The sequence below is a fragment of the Deinococcus psychrotolerans genome, assembly GCF_003860465.1.
Lineage (GTDB): Bacteria > Deinococcota > Deinococci > Deinococcales > Deinococcaceae > Deinococcus > Deinococcus psychrotolerans.
This window is the reverse complement of sequence record NZ_CP034183.1, coordinates 2,122,419-2,139,047: the sequence shown is the minus strand read 5'-3', so window position 1 is coordinate 2,139,047 and position 16,629 is coordinate 2,122,419. Positions and strand designations below refer to the sequence as shown.

At 61.4% G+C, this 16,629-nt stretch carries 17 protein-coding genes and 1 tRNA gene; 4 read left to right on the top strand and 14 right to left on the bottom strand.

Annotated features, from left to right (window positions below; genetic code table 11):
- Window positions 1–59: 59 nt before the first annotated feature.
- The 5 genes from EHF33_RS10580 to EHF33_RS10560 form a co-directional block, all read right to left on the bottom strand.
- On the bottom strand, window positions 60–941 hold the full coding sequence (locus EHF33_RS10580; protein WP_124871066.1) for a carbohydrate ABC transporter permease: 882 nt from the start codon (window positions 939–941) through the stop codon (window positions 60–62).
- Complete coding sequence (locus EHF33_RS10575; RefSeq protein ID WP_124871063.1) at window positions 938–1,879, bottom strand: carbohydrate ABC transporter permease; 942 nt, start codon at window positions 1,877–1,879, stop codon at window positions 938–940. Before EHF33_RS10575 ends, EHF33_RS10580 begins: the two co-directional genes overlap by 4 nt.
- Window positions 1,880–1,958: 79 nt before the next feature.
- Window positions 1,959–3,218, bottom strand: coding sequence for an ABC transporter substrate-binding protein (locus tag EHF33_RS10570; RefSeq protein ID WP_124871060.1), 1,260 nt, complete (start codon window positions 3,216–3,218; stop codon window positions 1,959–1,961).
- Window positions 3,219–3,298: 80 nt separating this feature from the next.
- Entirely contained in the window at window positions 3,299–4,162 is an 864-nt protein-coding gene (locus tag EHF33_RS10565) for a MurR/RpiR family transcriptional regulator (protein ID WP_124871057.1), read from the bottom strand.
- A gap of 193 nt (window positions 4,163–4,355) precedes the next feature.
- Complete coding sequence (locus tag EHF33_RS10560) at window positions 4,356–5,264, bottom strand: hypothetical protein (RefSeq protein ID WP_124871054.1); 909 nt, start codon at window positions 5,262–5,264, stop codon at window positions 4,356–4,358.
- A gap of 331 nt (window positions 5,265–5,595) precedes the next feature.
- Here EHF33_RS10560 and EHF33_RS10555 point away from each other — a divergent pair, with 331 nt between their 5' ends.
- A complete protein-coding gene (locus EHF33_RS10555; protein ID WP_124871051.1) occupies window positions 5,596–6,735 on the top strand; it encodes an FAD-dependent oxidoreductase in 1,140 nt (379 codons plus the stop codon).
- A gap of 20 nt (window positions 6,736–6,755) precedes the next feature.
- Window positions 6,756–7,319 carry a chloramphenicol phosphotransferase CPT family protein gene (locus EHF33_RS10550; protein ID WP_124871048.1) on the top strand — a complete coding sequence of 188 codons (564 nt, stop codon included), beginning with the start codon at window positions 6,756–6,758 and terminating at the stop codon, window positions 7,317–7,319.
- Between the two features lie 2 nt (window positions 7,320–7,321).
- Here the strand turns inward: EHF33_RS10550 and EHF33_RS10545 are convergent, their stop codons facing one another.
- From EHF33_RS10545 to EHF33_RS10530, 4 genes are all read right to left on the bottom strand, one after another.
- Entirely contained in the window at window positions 7,322–7,939 is a 618-nt protein-coding gene (locus EHF33_RS10545) for a DUF3592 domain-containing protein (RefSeq protein WP_124871046.1), read from the bottom strand.
- Window positions 7,940–7,948: 9 nt separating this feature from the next.
- A complete protein-coding gene (gene lipA, locus EHF33_RS10540) occupies window positions 7,949–8,941 on the bottom strand; it encodes a lipoyl synthase (protein ID WP_124871043.1) in 993 nt (330 codons plus the stop codon).
- Window positions 8,938–9,702 (bottom strand): lipoyl(octanoyl) transferase LipB, encoded by a 765-nt coding sequence (gene lipB / locus EHF33_RS10535; protein ID WP_124871040.1) that lies wholly within the window; start codon window positions 9,700–9,702, stop codon window positions 8,938–8,940. The genes lipA and lipB overlap by 4 nt, the downstream gene beginning before the upstream one ends.
- A 168-nt stretch (window positions 9,703–9,870) precedes the next feature.
- Entirely contained in the window at window positions 9,871–10,737 is an 867-nt protein-coding gene (locus EHF33_RS10530; protein ID WP_241191139.1) for a peptidoglycan DD-metalloendopeptidase family protein, read from the bottom strand.
- A 50-nt stretch (window positions 10,738–10,787) separates the two neighbouring features.
- Between EHF33_RS10530 and truA the strand changes: the two genes are divergently transcribed.
- Window positions 10,788–11,603, top strand: a complete 816-nt coding sequence (gene truA, locus EHF33_RS10525; protein WP_338135023.1) for a tRNA pseudouridine(38-40) synthase TruA — start codon at window positions 10,788–10,790, stop codon at window positions 11,601–11,603.
- Between the two features lie 3 nt (window positions 11,604–11,606).
- Here truA and EHF33_RS10520 read toward each other — a convergent pair whose 3' ends face one another.
- Together EHF33_RS10520 and EHF33_RS10515 are read right to left on the bottom strand one after the other, a co-directional pair.
- Entirely contained in the window at window positions 11,607–11,951 is a 345-nt protein-coding gene (locus EHF33_RS10520; RefSeq protein WP_124871036.1) for a hypothetical protein, read from the bottom strand.
- Between the two features lie 232 nt (window positions 11,952–12,183).
- Window positions 12,184–12,268, bottom strand: a tRNA-Leu gene (locus EHF33_RS10515).
- A gap of 298 nt (window positions 12,269–12,566) precedes the next feature.
- Between EHF33_RS10515 and EHF33_RS10510 the strand changes: the two genes are divergently transcribed.
- Window positions 12,567–12,974, top strand: coding sequence for a hypothetical protein (locus EHF33_RS10510; protein ID WP_124871033.1), 408 nt, complete (start codon window positions 12,567–12,569; stop codon window positions 12,972–12,974).
- Between the two features lie 105 nt (window positions 12,975–13,079).
- Here the strand turns inward: EHF33_RS10510 and EHF33_RS10505 are convergent, their stop codons facing one another.
- From EHF33_RS10505 to phoU, 3 genes are all read right to left on the bottom strand, one after another.
- The gene (locus EHF33_RS10505; RefSeq protein WP_124871030.1) at window positions 13,080–14,648 is read right to left on the bottom strand and encodes an ABC transporter permease subunit; all 1,569 of its coding nucleotides are present in this window, start codon (window positions 14,646–14,648) and stop codon (window positions 13,080–13,082) included.
- The gene (locus EHF33_RS10500) at window positions 14,645–15,628 is read right to left on the bottom strand and encodes a DMT family transporter (RefSeq protein ID WP_124871027.1); all 984 of its coding nucleotides are present in this window, start codon (window positions 15,626–15,628) and stop codon (window positions 14,645–14,647) included. The genes EHF33_RS10505 and EHF33_RS10500 overlap by 4 nt, the downstream gene beginning before the upstream one ends.
- Window positions 15,629–15,776: 148 nt before the next feature.
- Window positions 15,777–16,433 (bottom strand): phosphate signaling complex protein PhoU, encoded by a 657-nt coding sequence (gene phoU, locus EHF33_RS10495; RefSeq protein WP_124871024.1) that lies wholly within the window; start codon window positions 16,431–16,433, stop codon window positions 15,777–15,779.
- Window positions 16,434–16,629 lie beyond the last annotated feature (196 nt).

The window sequence follows — 16,629 nt, the reverse complement described above, 5'->3', positions numbered from 1 at the left end:
CTCCTTGCGGGGGGTGTGAAAGGTGATTCATCATTTGTTGGAAGAGTTGGCTCCTCTCCCTACTTGACCGCGCCTTCCATCCCGCGCATAAACAGCTTCTGGGCCGCCAAAAAGACCAGTAGAACCGGCACCATCATAATCAGCGAACCGGCGGCGATGTTGAACGGGTCGTAGTTGAATTGCCCCTTGAGCCGCAGCACCGCCACACTCAGCGGCGCTTTGTCGGGGGCTGAAGACAGCACCAGCATCGGCCAGAAGTAGGCGTTCCACGCGCCCACCAGGGTAAAAATGCCCAGCGCCGCCAGCGAAGGCTTGGTCAGCGGCAACATGATGCGGGTCAGGATGGTCAGCTCTTTGGCTCCGTCAATGCGGGCGGCCTCGATCAGCGCCTGCGGAATGCCCAGAAAAGCCTGGCGCATCAGGAAAATGCCGAAGGCTCCGGCAATGGTCGGCAGCACCACGCCCAGGTGGGTGCCCAGCAGCCCCAGTTTGTTGAGCGTCAAAATGTTGACGATGAAGGTGGTCTCGCCCGGCAACACCAATGTGGCGATAATCACCGCAAAAATAAAGTCGCGGCCTGGAAACTTGAAGCGGGCCAGCGGATACGCCGCCAATGCCGACACCAGCAAAGTGCCGATCACAGTCAGGCCAGTAATCGAGATGCTGTTCCAGATGTATTTACCGAGGCTGAACTGGTTATAGACTTCTACGAAGTTGCGGAAGGTCACGGCTCTGGGAAAGAGGCTGTCTGGAAAATCATAGATGCTGCCGCCGCCGTGCTTGTCGGTAATGGCAATCGCCAGTGTCCACAAAAAAGGAAACACCGCGAACAAGAGAACGGCGATCAAGACAACGTAGCGCACCACCAGGCGGCCCCACTTGCGATTTTTGCGGGATGGCGAGGTGGCGCGTGCGGGAGCGCCCTGCTGAACGAGACTCATTTGCCGCCTCCTGTGTCGTCGCGGAAGACCCGGAAATTGATGATGGAGAGCAGCAGGGCCACCGCTGCCACCACCAGACCCGCCGCGCTCGCCAGACCGTAATCGAAGTTAAAGCCCTGAAACGCTTTGGAATACACGTACATCAGCGCCGTGTAGGTGCTGTTGAGCGGCCCACCGTTGGTCAGCACCAGCACTTCTTCGAGCACCCGCAGAGCAGCGATGGTCGAGAGCAAACTGCACAGCAAGATAGTGGGCTTCATCAGCGGCACCGTGATGCTCCAGAAGCGCTTCCAGGCGTTCGCACCGTCCAGCACGGCAGCTTCTTCCAGCTCCTCGGGAATGCCCTGAAGGCCCGCCAGATACAGAACCATGTAATAGCCGAAACCGCGCCAGAAGGTGACCAACATCACGGCCCAGAAGGCGGTCAACTCGTTGTTGAGCCAGCCGAAAGTGCTGTCTTTGGCGATCAAATGGGCGTTGGTCAAAATCCAGTTGAGGGTGCCGTCTTTGTTGTAAATCCAATCCCACATCACGGCGGCCAGCGAAATGCTGGTGACCACCGGCACGTAGTAAGCGGCCCGAAAAAAAGCCATGCCGGGCAAGTTTTTATTGACCAGCACCGCCACCGCCAGCGAGGCGAGTTGCAGCACCGGCACGATGATCAGGTATTTGACGCTGTTGACCATCGACTTGAGAAACAGAGGGTCGGCGATCAGCGTGCGGAAGTTGTCCAGGCCGATCCACTTGGGCGGCAAACCCTGCCCAAAACGTGCCCCGCCGTATTCAGTGAAGCCGAGGTAACTGCCGTAAGCCAGCGGGTAAAAGGTGAACAGCGCCAGCAAAATCAGGGCCGGAGCCAGAAAGGCGTAAGACATCAAGGTGTCGCGCAGCGAGTATTTAGCTTTGGCGGGGGCCTTGGGGCGCTGGGATACGGTCATCAAACCACCTCATTTCAATTGCCGAGAAAGCCCACCTGACCTAGTGGAGGCGGTGGGCTTTTCACAAAGTCGGCAGAGCTTATTTCTTCATGTTGGCGTTCCAGTACGTCACTGAATCGTCCAAAGCCGCTTTGGGCGTTTTCTTGCCGAGCAGGGCCGCTTCGATGTTGTCGCTGAAGTTCTTGTAGAGGTCGTCGCTGTTGCCGGGAGCCTTGAAGCCGGGGTTGATGTACTGGCCCGACGCGCCCACCAGGCTGGTGGCCTTGGCAATCGGATCGGTGCTGACTTTCTTGAAGTAAGCGTCATTTTTGGCGGCGGCGGTGGTCGGCACAATCGGCACGATCTTGGCAAAGGCGATCTGGTTGGCGTTGTTGGTAAAGAAGGCAGCGAGCTTGGCGGCCTCAGCGGGATGCTTGCTGGCGTTGGGAATCACCAGGCCCATGCTGGTGCCGGTCTGAACCTGAGCCTTGCCCAGCGGCGCAGTGGTGACCACCGTTTTGGCGTACAAGCTGGGGTTGGTGTCTTTGATACGGTTGAGCGCCTGCGGCCCGCCCACGATCATGGCGACTTTATTCTGGGCATACAGCTCAGTGGCGAGTTGGAAGGCTTCCTTGCGGAGCGCGTCTTCAGGGAAGTAGCCGCCCTTGAACAGATCGACGTATTTTTGCAGCAGAGCCACGTGCGCCGCGCCATTGAACGCCGCTTTGCCGCTGGCGTCGTAAATCGGCAGGCCGTCCGAGAAGAAGTAGCCCAGGAACGATGCGCCGCCCGGATCTTTGAGCGCCGGAACCCAGGCGTAAGCGCCGGTTTTGTCTTTGATGGTCTTGACCATGCTGAGCAGCTCGGTCATGTTGCGCGGCGCTTTGACGCCCGCTTTGGCCATCAAGTCGGGGTTGTAGAGCAACACGCCTTCGTTGAGCGAGCCGTACCAGGGGTAACCGTAGACCTTGCCGCCGATGGTGAAGTTGGCCAGCGTCTGCGGGTAATACACCGACTTGAGGGTGCTCATCGGCGTCAGGGTGTCCACCGGCTTGAGGAAGCTGTTCTGAGCGGCCTTGGAGGTTTCGTCGATGTTGAGGTTGACCACATCGGGGGCGCTGCCCATGTTCACGCTGGAAATAAAGTCCTGCACCATGGTGTCCTGCTTGTCGAACCACTTGACCGTGATGTTGGGGTTGGCTTTTTCGAAGGCGGTGATGGTGTCTTTGATGTAACCGTCGAATTTGGGGCTGAGGTACCAGGTCCAGAACTGCACTTCAACAGGGGATTGGGCGGCAGCAGTACCGAGGGCGAGGCTCAGGCCGAGGGTCAGCAAGCGGGCAGCGGTCTTGGTCTTCATGGTGTCTCCTTATGGACTGGCCCGAATGGGGCCGGAAAAAAACGGGAAAAAGGCAAGCGCGTCAGTTCAGTTCTTTCAGGTCAGTACTTTTTTTCCACCACCGATTCGGCGGTCACGCGCAGCATGGCGTGGGCTTCGGGGCGGCGGTCTAAGAGGGAGCGGTAAAGCATTTCCAGCACCAGCGCCTGCGAGGTCAGGGTGCCCAGCACGCTGTCGCTGAGCGGGTCTTCCTGGGTGGAGGTAAACAGCACCGCGCTGGCGTAGCGCGTAACCGGACTTCGGGCGCGGTGGGTGATCGCCAGCGTGAAATGACCCTGCGACTGCGCCAGCCTCAGGTGCTGCACGGTGTCGATGGTGCTGCCGGAACTGCTCAGGCCGATGACCACACCGCCCCTGGGAAGGCTGCTGATGGCCACCGCTGCCAGGTGAGGATCAGTGTGAACCACTGCCGTGACGCCGATTCGCATTAAGCGGTGAGCAAAGTAAATCGCCAGCAGGCCACTGTTGCCCTGTCCAGTGAGATCGACTCTGGGGGCGCGGGCGAGGCGCTCGGCCACTTGCTCCAGCACGGCAGGGTCAAGCAGTTGGGCGGTGTCGTCGAGGGTCTGGGCGGTTTGCCGGGCCAGAGCGCCGGCTTGCCCGCGCAGGCCGCCTTCCTGCGGCATGGCCTTGCTCTCACGGCCCAGCACGTCGGCGGCCAACGCGATTTTGAAAGCGTGAAATCCGGCAAAATCCAACTTGCGGCACAGCCGGGTGATGGTGGCCTCGCCCACCCCCACAGTGGTGGCCAGTTCGGTGATGGTTTGATGCACCACGTTTTCGGCGTCTTGCAGCACATGATCGGCCACCCGCCGCAAGCTGGGCGAGAGGTTGTCGGCCTGAAGCCGAATGCGGCCCAGTGCGCCGCCAGAAACGAAGGAACGGGGAGCGAGCGCTTGAGTCAAGGTAAGCCTCCTGATGATTCCTGATACGAGGAAGACGAAACCAGAACGGAGCCGAATAAGGCAACCCGCTTGTGGTCATAAAAGACACCGCAATGAAAATGGAAACTGTAAAAACATTCTGGTGGTAAAAATTATTTTTGTCAAGTGGGTGTCATCGGCTAAAAATTTCTGCCAACTCCCGCACTGCTGAGCTTCAATTCAGCGGGCAGCGGCCCTTGGGCAGGGCGTATTTGTCGGCCAGCTTGGGATTGACGCTGTAGCCCAGATCGGTCAACGCGCCCAGGGTGATGGCGCTGATCGGATTGACCCGGTCGGTCACGTCGCCCGCACTGCCCGACAGGATTTCGGAACACACCACGTCGCCCGCCCAGTGGCCCTGATCGGGGTCGAGCAAGATGCCCTTGCCCTTGCCGCCGAGCGCTTGATAAGCCGCCAGCGCTTTCGGCGCGGTGTAATACCACTTGCCGCTGCGCTTAGCGACCAAGTTCTTGTTGTCGCTCTCGCCGCTCAGTGACACCCGCTCGTCCGCCGTCCAGAGGGTGCCGACACCGAGGGCGTGCAGCAACTCGTGGATGATGGTGTCGCGCAGTTCCGGCTCGGCGAGGTCGCTCAGGCCGCGTGAATTGAGATCCACCGCGCCGTAGATCGGCAAGTAGGTCTTGTCGTGCAGCGAGCAAGGCGCGGAGTCGCCGTACACGTCGTCGCCCAAATCCTTGACCGTGATGTAGGCGACGAAGTGGTTCAACCGCTCCTTGATGGTGGGAAAGCCTTTGTCGCAGTCGTTGGCGGGCAGATTGAGCGTGACGGGCTGATAAGTGGAGGTAATGAGTCCGGCCACCCGGTTGGCAGCGGCCTGCAAGGTGGCCTGCTGGGCAGTGCTCAGCACCTTGCCCCGCAGCCGGAGTTCGATCACGAAGGGGGCTTTGGCGCGGCTCAGCAGCAGGGTCGGCCGCGCACGCCCGAGCGGCGGATGCTTGGTGGCGGGCCGCTGGACTGCGGATTGCTGGATCGGCCCGCTGACGGCCAGACTCAAAGACGCGCCCAGCACGCCAGCCAACATTGCCCCAGTGCTCAACTTCAGTCGCCAACCGTTCTTTGCCACGCGCTTTCTCCTCACCAAACTCAGTCTGGGCAGCTTAGCGCAGGGATATGAAGCGGCGCTCCTTTCCAGCGGCTGTCTTGACCGCCACGCTGTCAGACGACGCCAGATGGAATGCTTCTCCCGGTTCCGTCCTTTCTGAATGGTGGGCCGCCCAAATGGTGAGCTCCATAGAGATTTAACCAATCTCAGGCGACATCTGGACTGACCGAGCGTGCATATAACCTTTCAGACCTCGCGGACAGACAGACCCCCCGCGCCAAACTTCTCCGCCCCCTCACCTTTCCAACACCCACGCTTCACGGCTTCTCCGCTGCCGTGAACGGGAGGTTCTATGTCCGTTTTACCCTCTTCTCCCATTCTGGTTGTCGGCGCTGGCCCGGCTGGACTCGCCGCCGCGCTCGGTCTGGCCCGCGCTGGGCGGGACGTGCGGATCATCGACCACCACGCTCAGCGCAGCGCCCATTCCCGCGCCATCGGCATCAACAGCCGGACGCTGGGGCTGCTGGATTCGTTTGGGGTCAGCGCCGAGCTGGTGGCGGCGGGACAGCGGGTCGGAGCGCTCAACGTGCATCTGGGTGAACGCCGCCTCAAACTGGATTACCGCAAGTTGCCGGTCAAGCACAACTTTTTGCTGACGCTGCACCAGAGCGAAACCGAGCGCTTGATGGAACAGGCCCTGAACGGCTACGGCGTGCAGGTGGAGCGCGGGCGCACCCTGACCCAGCTTGAAGTCGGCAGCGGGCAGGCCAGCGGGATTATCGGAGGCGCGGCGGGCGCAGAAGCCTTCACCGCTCCCCACCTGATCGCCGCCGACGGCGTTCGCAGCTTCGTGCGGCAGACGCTGGGCATTCCCTTTGTCGGCCACACGTTGCCGGGCCAGTGGGCGCTGGCCGATGTGCGCCTGGACTGGGCGTACGGCCATGAGGAGGCCCAGGTCTTCACGCGGCGCGGCGGAGCGCTGCTGGCCTTTTGCTACGGCGACGGCCTGCATCACATCCTGGCGACCTCGCCTGAACTGCTGAGCGAGTTGCCAGAGGGCACGCGGGTGTTGGAGGTGCTGGGCCACTCCACCTTTGAAGTGCAGCACCGTGTGGCGGCCCAGCGTTCCAGCGGCCCGGTCATGCTGATCGGCGACGCTGCCCACGCGCAGTCACCCGTCGGCTCACGCGGCATGAATCACGGGATCGAGGACGGCCTGAGCGCGGCCCACAGCCTGATCACCCGCACCGAGGAGCACTCAAGCCGTCAGCGTTGGGCACGCGGCCAGCGCACCGTCAGGCTGACCGAACTGCAAACTCGCCTGCTCTCCACCACCTCGGCGGCGGCGCAGGCCGCGAGAAACTTCTGCCTGCCGCTGGCGATGGGCCTGCCGAAAGTGGACGCTTGGCTGCTGCACGAACTCAGCGGCCTCGGCCAGAACGCTGCGCCCGCACCGCGCCCGGCTGTCACGCCGCGCCTCGGCTGGCTGTGAGGGCAGCATACTGAACACCAGTGGCTCAGCACCCCGCCCAAATCATCCTGCTCAACGGAGCGTCCAGTGCTGGAAAGTCCACGCTCTGCCGACACCTGCAAGCCCAGTTGCCGCAGCCGTTTCTGTATTTCGCACTTGACTTGCTGCTGTTTGACGAGGGCATCATCGCAAAGCGGCCCGGCGTGGAGGCGTTCGAGTGGTCGCGTCAGCGTCCCAGACTCTTTGATGGCTACCACCGCTCGCTGGCCGCCTTCGCCGCTGCGGACAACCACCTGATCGCCGATTATGTATTGGAAACAAAAGACACGTTAGCCGATCTAGCGCGGCTGCTGGCTCCTTTCGACGTATTTTTCGTGGGCGTGCATTGCCCCGTGCCGGAGTTGGACCGCCGCGAACGAGCACGGGGAGACCGCCGCATCGGTGACGCCCGCGAAGATTATGAGCGGGTACATACTTTCAGCGGTTACGACTTTGAAGTGGATTCGCTGGGAGCGCCGGAGGACAACGCGGCCAGGATTGTGGCGGCTTGGCAGGCAAGAACGGGCAACGGGGCGTTTGAGAAACTGAGCGCTAATCCTACTTGAAGTTAATTTCTATCGCTCCTTCTCAAAAATCTCTCTTTTCGCTTGGCATTGGCGGCTCTCATGTTCTCCATCCAGCCAGCGATCAGGAGAGTAGGCCAATAAGCAATGACCCCACTCAACAAAAATGGAAGATAGTTTTCTAAAGAAGTCGGAATTTTTACACCTCTAAATAACACGGCTTTTTGCGGATTTTTGGGGTCAACAAAAACTTGAATGCCACCTTTGTTGAGCCGAGCTTCCGCAACATATTGACTTAGCAGAGAAGTTCCGCAGTTATCACCAGTCCAAGTTAGATAGAAAGTTGTTCCAGCTATATCTCGACCTATGTACTTCTGCGTGCCCACAACATAGCTATATTCAACGAAAGCCTTTATACTTGGATTCGGAACTCGTGCACAGTACGGTATGGTATAATAAATTAACTGACCTGGGTGTGGTTCCCAATTGAGGGTAGAGAGACCACCAGGAACGGCAAAAAACCAGAAAAACAAGCCGGGAACCAAAAAGAGACCACCAATACTCGTAGCAATAGCCAATGATCCTACGATCCTAGCCAAACCCTTACCAACCGTGCAACTCACTATTTTCAAGTCGTACAGAGCTTGGCTTTCGCGGGGCATCAAATGAGTTTACAGCAGGCTCAGTCCATCCTCGGCGCTGAGGTGGCTCAGGTGGGCGGGCATGGCGCGGGGGTGGTTCATCACGATCTGCTCGGCTTTATAGCTGCTGCGCACCAGCGGCCCCGACACCACTTCCAAAAAGCCCAGCGACAGGCCAATCTCGCGGAACTCGTCAAACTCCTCGGGCGTCACGTAGCGCTCGACCGCCAGGTGGTGCATTGTAGGCCGCAGATACTGGCCGAACGTCACCACGTCCACATCGGCGGCCCGCAGATCGCGCATGGTTTCAACGACTTCCTCACGGGTTTCACCGAGGCCCAGCATCAGACTGGTTTTGGTGATCACGTCGGGGCGGCTGGCCTTGGCGTGCTTGAGCACCTTCAGCGTCTGGTCGTAGCTGGCACGGATGTCGCGGACAGGATGGGTCAGGCGGCGCACCGTTTCGATGTTCTGGGCGTAGACGTCCACGCCGCTCTCCAGCACCAAGTCCACGCAAGCGGTGTTGCCGCTGAAGTCGGGTGTCAGCGATTCCACGCGGGTTTCGGGATTGACTTTTTTGATGGCCGTCACAGTTTTGGCAAAGTGGTACGCGCCGCCGTCGGGCAGATCGTCACGGTCAACTGAGGTCAGCACCACGTACTTGAGGCCCATCAGCCGCACGCTGTCGGCCACGCCCGCCGGTTCGTCGAGGTCAAGTTTGCCCATCGGGTTGCCGGTGTCCACCGCGCAAAAGCGGCAGCCCCGCGTGCAGATGTGGCCCATCAGCATGAAGGTGGCTGTTCCCCTACTCCAGCACTCGCCGATATTGGGACACATGGCCTCCTCACAGACAGTGTGCAGGCGGTGTTCCTTGACGATGGAGCGCACTTCTTTGAAGGTTTCGCCGGTTGGAATGCGGACTTTGAGCCACGCCGGTTTCTGATCGCGCACAGGGGTGCTGTCTTTGCGGTAGATGCCGTTTTTGATGAACTTGGGTTCTTGAGTCTTGTTTTCTTGGGTCATGCGGGGCCTCCCACGCTTGGAATTGTTTGGGTTTGAATGCTCTGAAATGGCAACACGGGCAGCGTCCAATCATAGTCTTTGAACGTTTGAGCAAACGCCTCAGCGACCGCTTGTTTAGCGGCGCTCATACTGGGGGCTTGACCCATTTCACGCCGCTGATATTCACGTTCTAAGCTGGTCATCTGGGTATCGGTCAACCCGCACGGCACGATCAAGTCGAAGTGGTCGAGGTTGGTGCTGATATTCAGACCCACGCCGTGCAGCGCCACGTGCCGCTTGATCGCCACGCCGATGCTGGCGATTTTTTGATGGCGCATCAGGCCGTTGACTTCGCGGTCAGGCACATAGATGCCCGCGTAGCCCGGATTAGGGCGGGTGTCGTGCAGATTCAGCGCCGCCAGAGCCTGCAAAGTCGCTTCTTCCAGGAGCCGCAAAAAATCGCGGACTTTGCGGCCCACTGGAAAAATCGCGTAAATCACCAGTTGGCCCGGCCCGTGATAGGTCACGTCGCCGCCGCGCTCGATTTCGTGAACGCCGATGCCCTGCACCGCCAGATACTCACGGGTCACGACGATGTTTTCACCGGCCTGGGCTTTGCGGCCCAGCGTCAGCACGGCGGGGTGCTCGGCCAGCAGCAAGGTGGGCCGCCCGCCGGAAGCCACCCGCGCATGGTGCTGCTTTTGAATGTCCCACGCCGCTTGGTAATCAACCAAGCCGAGGTCGGCGACCTCAAAGGCGGGGGCAAGGGACGAACTGTTCATGCCCGTCAGTTTACGCTCACGCTCAGGTGCATGCAGCATCAAACGGCACGGTTGGAGCGGGGATTGACCACTCGGAGCTGTCAATCCAGCAAGGCGTGATGCGGTGGTGCGGGAGTGGCGAACAACAAAAGCTGTTCCCACTCCCTGCTCACTCGGCTTCTTGCCTTCCTACAGCAAGCTCAGCGGGTTTTTGGGCACGTCCCACAAATAGGTGCCGAAGTGCAGGTGCGGCCCAGTGGAGCGCCCGGTATCGCCGCTGCGCCCGATGACCTGGCCGCGCACCACACTGTCGCCCACGCGGGCCAGATTGCGGCTGAGGTGGGCGTAACGGGTTTTCCAGCCGTCACCGTGATCCACGATGATCGTCCAGCCCCAGCCACGGGCGAAGTCGGCTCTTGACTCGATCACCCGGCCTCCCCGGGCAGCCCGCACCAATGTACCCTCGGGAACCACGATGTCCACGCCGTAGTGCATTTCCTGGTCGCCGTCGATGTTGCGCTCGCCGTAGCCGCTGCTGACCCAGCCCTGCACCGGCCAGTTCCAACTCCGGGAGCCGGAGGCAGGAGCCAGTGGACGCAAGCTGGCGGTTTTGATGACGGCCTGAGAACTTGAACCTCTGGCTTTGGCCGCCGCGACAACCACCCGGCGGGCCGGAATGTACAGCACTTTTCCGGCCCGCAGCGGCCTGCTGGCACTCAGCCCAGCGTTGGCCCGCACCAACTGAGACAAGCTGAGGCGGTAGCGGGCGGCGACGCTGCTCAGCGTTTCACCGCTCCTGACGCGGTGGCTGGTGGCCACTTTGTGGGCGTCAGGCAGGCGAATGCTTTTTCCGGCCTGCACCGCGTTGAGGTCACGGATTTGCGGATTGGCCGCCCGCAGTTGCCCCACGCTGAGGCCGGTGCGCTTGGCGATTACGGTCAGGTTGTCGCCTGCCTGGACGGTATAGGTGCCCGCTGCTTGTGCACTCCAGCACAACAGCAAGCTGGCACACACCAAACCCCATACGGGGTGACTTTTTTTGCGCGGTCTCGACACGGTTTCTCCCAACACAGACCCGTATTGTCGCTAAAATCGGCGGGTGTTTGGTGAATGTGACGCAGGCTGAGATAACTGACCGCAGAAGGCACCGCCCACCGCAGGGCTTTGAGCGCTGGCAAGTGACGCTGAGCTGGCACGGCGCAGGCTTTGTCGGCTGGCAATCACAGCCCAGCGCCCGCAGCGTGCAAGATACGCTGTGGCAAGCGTTCGTGCCGCTGCTGGGCGCTCCTGAAGACGCTTTTCGCCCGGTGGCAGCGGGCCGCACCGACGCGGGCGTTCACGCCGAGGCGATGACGGCCCACCTTGATCTGCGGCTGGGAAGCCTAAAGCCCAAACCCGCCCAGCTCGCCCGCGCCCTGAATGCCCACCTGCCCGCCGACTTGGCCGTGACCGAGCTATCGCCCGCGCCGCCTCACTTCCACGCCCGCTTTACCTGCACCGAGCGCCGGTATGTCTACCGTGTGCTCAACACGCCGCAGCGCCGCCCGCTCTGGGAAGGCCGGGCGCTGCATCATCCGGCGGAGATCGATTTGGCCGCCGTGCGCCGGGCCGCCGCGCTGCTGATTGGTCAGCACGACTTTGCCGCGTTTGCCACCCAAGAAGAGCGCCAGACTGTGCGGGAGCTGCGCCGCTTGGACGTGATCCAGCGGGGCGAGCTACTTGAATTTGAGGTGGCGGGCGAGAGCTTTTTGCGCCATATGGTGCGCGGCCTCGTCGGCACGCTGCTCAAAGTCGGCGCGGGCCAAGTCAGCGCTGAGCAGGTGCAGGCGGTGCTGGCCTCGCGCCAGCGTTCACGGGCCGCCGCCAATGTTCCGGCGCACGGCCTGTATTTCAGCGGAGCGGTGTACAGGCCAGAAAGCTAAAGCTTAGGGAACGAGCTCAGGCCCCTTCCAGTGGCGTTTGTTGAGCATGGCCATTCGCCTCGGATTGCTTATGACCCGCAGGGCGTAGCCGAAAATCAGCAGAACCGGAACAGCGCCTATCAGCACCGCCAGCCACCAGACCGGCGAGTAGAGCTCGATCAGCAGGGCCATGACACCGATGAGGGCCACTCCGTGAAGGAGCAAACTCAGCGCTCCCCACAGCAGTCGACGCCTCCGGAACAGGTAAGGAGCGTCACGGTAGTGCAGTTGGCGTGCTCCACTGCGCAGAAGCAACGCGGCCAGAGCCAGCAGCAGGAGATCGGCGAGGATGGGGTGGAACAGGGACATATACCCTGTTCTAGCGCAAACCTGTTTTGCCAAACTTCTTCTTTTGTTACAGGCGTATTCATCGAGTTAGGGGCCCCCCAACGTGCGGCCTGAGAACGACACGCAAGCGTCAAATCGTCTGGCACGAAGCTCCACGCTCTACAAGGTTTGGCGACCACTTTAAAAACGGAGCGAGGCCCGCCGGACACCAAACGAAAAACCCCGCCCTGAGACGAGGTTTAAGCTTCCTGCTTGGTGCCGAGAACGGGACTTGAACCCGTATGCCGTGAAGCGTTCGATTTTAAGTCGAGTGCGTCTACCGATTCCGCCATCCCGGCCCACAAGCGGCCCGAAGTATAGCGCACGCACAGCGGCGCGGGAAGCGGCCTTGAGACGCCTTTTATTTTTGCGGAAATGGTGAAGGCGGTGGGTCACGTTTGCGGTCAGGAGCGCGTCAGGAAGCGGGTTTTGGGACGCTGAGCACAGCAACTGGGGCTGCACACAATCTCCATTTGTTCTTCGCTCAGCCTGCAACGCAGCGTCGCATTCTTTGTTCAAGGACGGAGCAAAGCCGCCCAAACCAAGTCAGCCGAGCAAACTCCTCACCCTCCATCACCCCTTCAAAGGAGAACCACCATGCCTAAGTCCATTTTGAGCGTCCTGACCCTGACCGCCGCCCTGAGCTTCGTGCCCGCCAGCACCGCTTTTGCTTCGACCATGCCCGCCCCCATCAGCGGCGCTTCCTACAACCCGCTGTACACCGAATCCGATTGGATGACCCTGACAGTGCCGGTTTCTGAACTCGGCGGCACCATTCCCAGCGACCTCGCCCTGAGTGCCAGCGGTTTGCCTGAAGGCACCAGCATCGCCCTGACCGGCGTTTCGCAAGACGGCGCTTACGCAGTGCTGGCCGTCTCGGTGGCCCGCAGCGACCTCAGTGTGGCAGTCAACGCGGACAGCCTCGTGACCCTGACTTCCGGCGACAAAGTCCTGACCAGCTTCAATGTGCCGGTGGTGGGCGTCGCCTACAACAGCAGCTTCTGAACAACCGATCCCTAGACCAGCAGCCGGAAAGAGACTTTTCTTCCGGCTGCTTTTTGCTGTGCTCCATTGCTCAGATCAGTGCTCAGCCCAATCCCATTGCTCAGCTCAGCGCCCGCGCCGCCGCTGTTCGCGCCTCTCCAGCCACGCCACCACGCTGTAGAGGGCCACGCCCAGCAGCACCAGTAGGGCAATCGCCGCAAAGACTCTGGGCGTTTGGTACGACTGCCGCGCCTGATTGATGGCAAAGCCCAAACCGCGCTGGTTGCTGGTAAATTCCCAGACCACCGCGCCGATCAGCGCCAGACTCAGCGACAAGCGCAGCCCGCCGAGCAGCACCGGTAAAGCTCCGGGAAGTTCGAGGTGCAGCAGGCGCTGAAGCGGCGTGGCCCGCAGGGTGCTGAAGAGTTCTTGGTAAGTGCGGTCGACTTCGCGCACGCCGACCAGAGTGGACACCAGCACCGGATAGAAAGCGGTCAGGGCGCTGACCAGAATACCCGGCAAAATCCCGAAACCCAGCCACAGCAGCAGCACCGGAGCCAGCACCACCGTCGGGGTGCTCTGGCTGGCGATCAGCAGCGGGCTCAAAAAGCGCTCCAGCCACCGGAGACGCGCCATCGGGTAGCCGATCAGCACGCCGAAAGCGCTGCCCAGCAGTGCTCCCAGCAAGGCCACTGAGGCGGTGTAGCCGAGTTGCGAGAGCAGGTCGGCGCGGTTTTGCCAGAACACCTGCCAGACCCTCAGCGGGGTGGGTAGCAGGTAATCGGCGTTGATTCGCACCGCCAGCCCCTGCCAGATCAGCAGGCCCAGCGCCAGCGCCAAGACCGGCAACCACTCGGATTTGCTGCGCTCTGCTGGCGGCGGCGACCAGTTGTGGGTGCTGTCTCCGCTGCCGAGCAGTGAGCGCAACTGCGCTTCGGTTCCCTCGGTGTATGCGCTCAGCCGCCCCTGACCGCGCGTTTCGAGCAGCGCCACGATTTTGCCGCCGCGCAGCACCGCCACCCTGTCGGCCAGCAGCACCGCTTCACGGATCGAATGCGTGACCATCAAAGTGGTCTGACCAGTTTTTTCGTGCAGGTGGCGCAGCTCGTCGTTGAAGCGCTCGCGCACCAGGGCGTCGAGCGCGGCGAACGGCTCGTCGAGCAGCAAAATGTCGCCTGACTGCGCCAGAGCGCGGGCCAGCCCCACCCGCGCCCGCATGCCGCCGGAGAGCTGGGCCGGCAGGTAATCGCCGTAGGCCGCCATGCCCACCAACTTCAGCGCCTCACCGGGGGTCAGCACCCCACCCGAGCCGAGTTCACACGGCAGCGAGACGTTTCTGAGGGCCGAGCGCCACGGCAGCAAGCGGTCATCTTGAAAGACGTAGGCGGGCCGCCCGCGCACCGCCACTTCTCCCGAATCGGCGCGGAGCAGCCCCGAGACGATTCTCAGCAGCGTGCTTTTGCCACCGCCCGACGGCCCGATGATCGCCAGAAACTCGCCGCGCCGCACCTCCAGATTGACGCCGCTCAGCACCTCACGCCCGCCGAGGCGCAAGCTCACGTCCTGGAGTTCGATGGCCGCCGTGCCGGAGACGCTGCCCCTGACATCAGCTTGCGGCAGCTCAGCGAGTGGAAGGGGGGCTGCTGACTTAGTTAACGGTTGACCGGGCAGCGGTTGATCAGGCAGCGGGGTCATGAAAGCCTGCGGGTTTCAGCGCTGGACTGGGCGGTTGAGTCAGGTTGTGCGATTGGATCAGACTGGGCGCGGGCAGGCGCGGGGCGGCCCAAAGTATTGACCAACAGCACCCCGATAAGCGCCACCGCGCCGCCAAGCAGCGAAATTCCTCCCGGCACCTCGCCCAGCCATAGCCAAGCGATCAGGGTGGCCAGCACCGGACTGACAAATAAGAAACTGGTGGTGGCGCTGGCACTCACCCGCGACAGCGCAAATGTCCATGTCAGGTACGCCAGCGCCGAGGGAAAGATTCCCAGATAAATGACCGCCAGGTGAGCGCTCAGCGGCGCGGCCCGCCACTCGCCCGCGAAGCCCGGCAGGAAAATCAGCATCGGCAGCGTGCCCAGCAGCAAACTCCAAACCGTGAAATTCAGCGGCTTCATGCGCCCGAGAATGGGCCGCTGGAACACGAAATAAATGCTGGTAAACAGCGCGGCCAGCAAAATCAAAATCGCGCCGCCAGTAAACGACACGCCCTGCCCGCCGCCCAAGACGATCAGCAGCACGCCCGCCAAACTGATGAAGGTACCGAGCCAGCCGAGCAGGGTCAGCTTTTCTGCGGCAAAGCGGGTGGCGATCAGCGCCGTAATGACCGGCCCCGCCGCGATAATAAGGCTGGCGGTTCCGGCAGGCACGCTCTGTTCGCCGTAATTGAGCAGCGCGTGATACAGCGTGATGCCGCAAAACGACAATCCAAAAATTCGCAGCGCGTCGGCGCGGCTGGGCAGCGGGATTCGGGTCACGAGCGCGTAGACGAGCAGCACGGCTGAGGCCACCAAAAAGCGGTAGAGCGTCAGGTGGCCCGGCGAAAAGACCTGCAAACCCGCCCGAATGCCCGCAAACGCCGAAGCCCAAAACAAAATGGTGATGCAGATGGCCCCCAGACTCAGGGCGTCGAGGCGGGAGGACGGCGCGGGAACAGGCGGTGAAACGGGCGTCATGGCCGCAGCTTAGCAGGCAGGCTGGGGAGCGATTGAAGCGGAATTCGGGTCAGAGGGAGTGGTTGGTGGGATAAGGAAGTGGTCAGCAGCTGAACAGCTTTTGGCGCTGTTGCTACTGACCACTCCCCTATTCCCGCTCCCCAGTCCTTCAGTCGCGCATCTGCGTTTCGCGCTGGCCGGTGATCCAGTAATTCAGGCGCTCGGCCACGTTTTCCATGTGGTCGCCGATGCGCTCCAAGCTGCGGCCCACCCGCATCAGGGTCAAGCTCTTGGAGATGTTGCGCGGGTCTTCGAGCATGTACGTGACGAGTTCGCGCTGGGTCTGCTCGTAGAGGTCGTCGACTTCATCGTCCATCTGCAAGGTTTCGTTGGCCTTCTTCACGTCGCGCTCGGTGATAGCCGCGCGCAGATGCACGCTCATTTCTTGCAGGCGCTCCAGCATCCGGCCCAAGTTGACGTAGCGCTTGAGAGGCGCGGCCTGCGCCAGTTCCGCGCTGTCGGCGGCCACGTGAACGGCGTAGTCGCCCATCCGCTCGATGTCCGACAAGCTCTTGAGCACCAGCGCCACCAAACGCAGATCGCGGGCGACCGGCTGGTGCAGGGCGATGATCCGCAGGCACTCGGCTTCGATCTGGGTTTCCAGCGCGTCGACTTCGCGGTCAATCGAGCGAATTTCGGGAAGGCGTTTGACATTTTGATGCAGCAGCACGTCGGCGGCAATCGGCAGCATCCGCTCTACCGTACTGAGCATTTCGAGGGCGTCACGCAGCACTTTTTGCAAATCTTGTTCCAACACTTCACGCATACCGGCTCCTTAGAGACCCTACTTTAATCCCCTTGACCGTAAGAGGCGGATGTCAGGGCTTTGTCTGCTTGCGGCTCGGAGGTTACTCCCGCTCATACGGATTCCGGTCATTCTGTCCTCTTTCGGAAAAGTACCGAAAGCCAACTCCATTCTGGAATCCGTATTTTTTCCTACTCCCTTCAGTCGGGTCAACAGT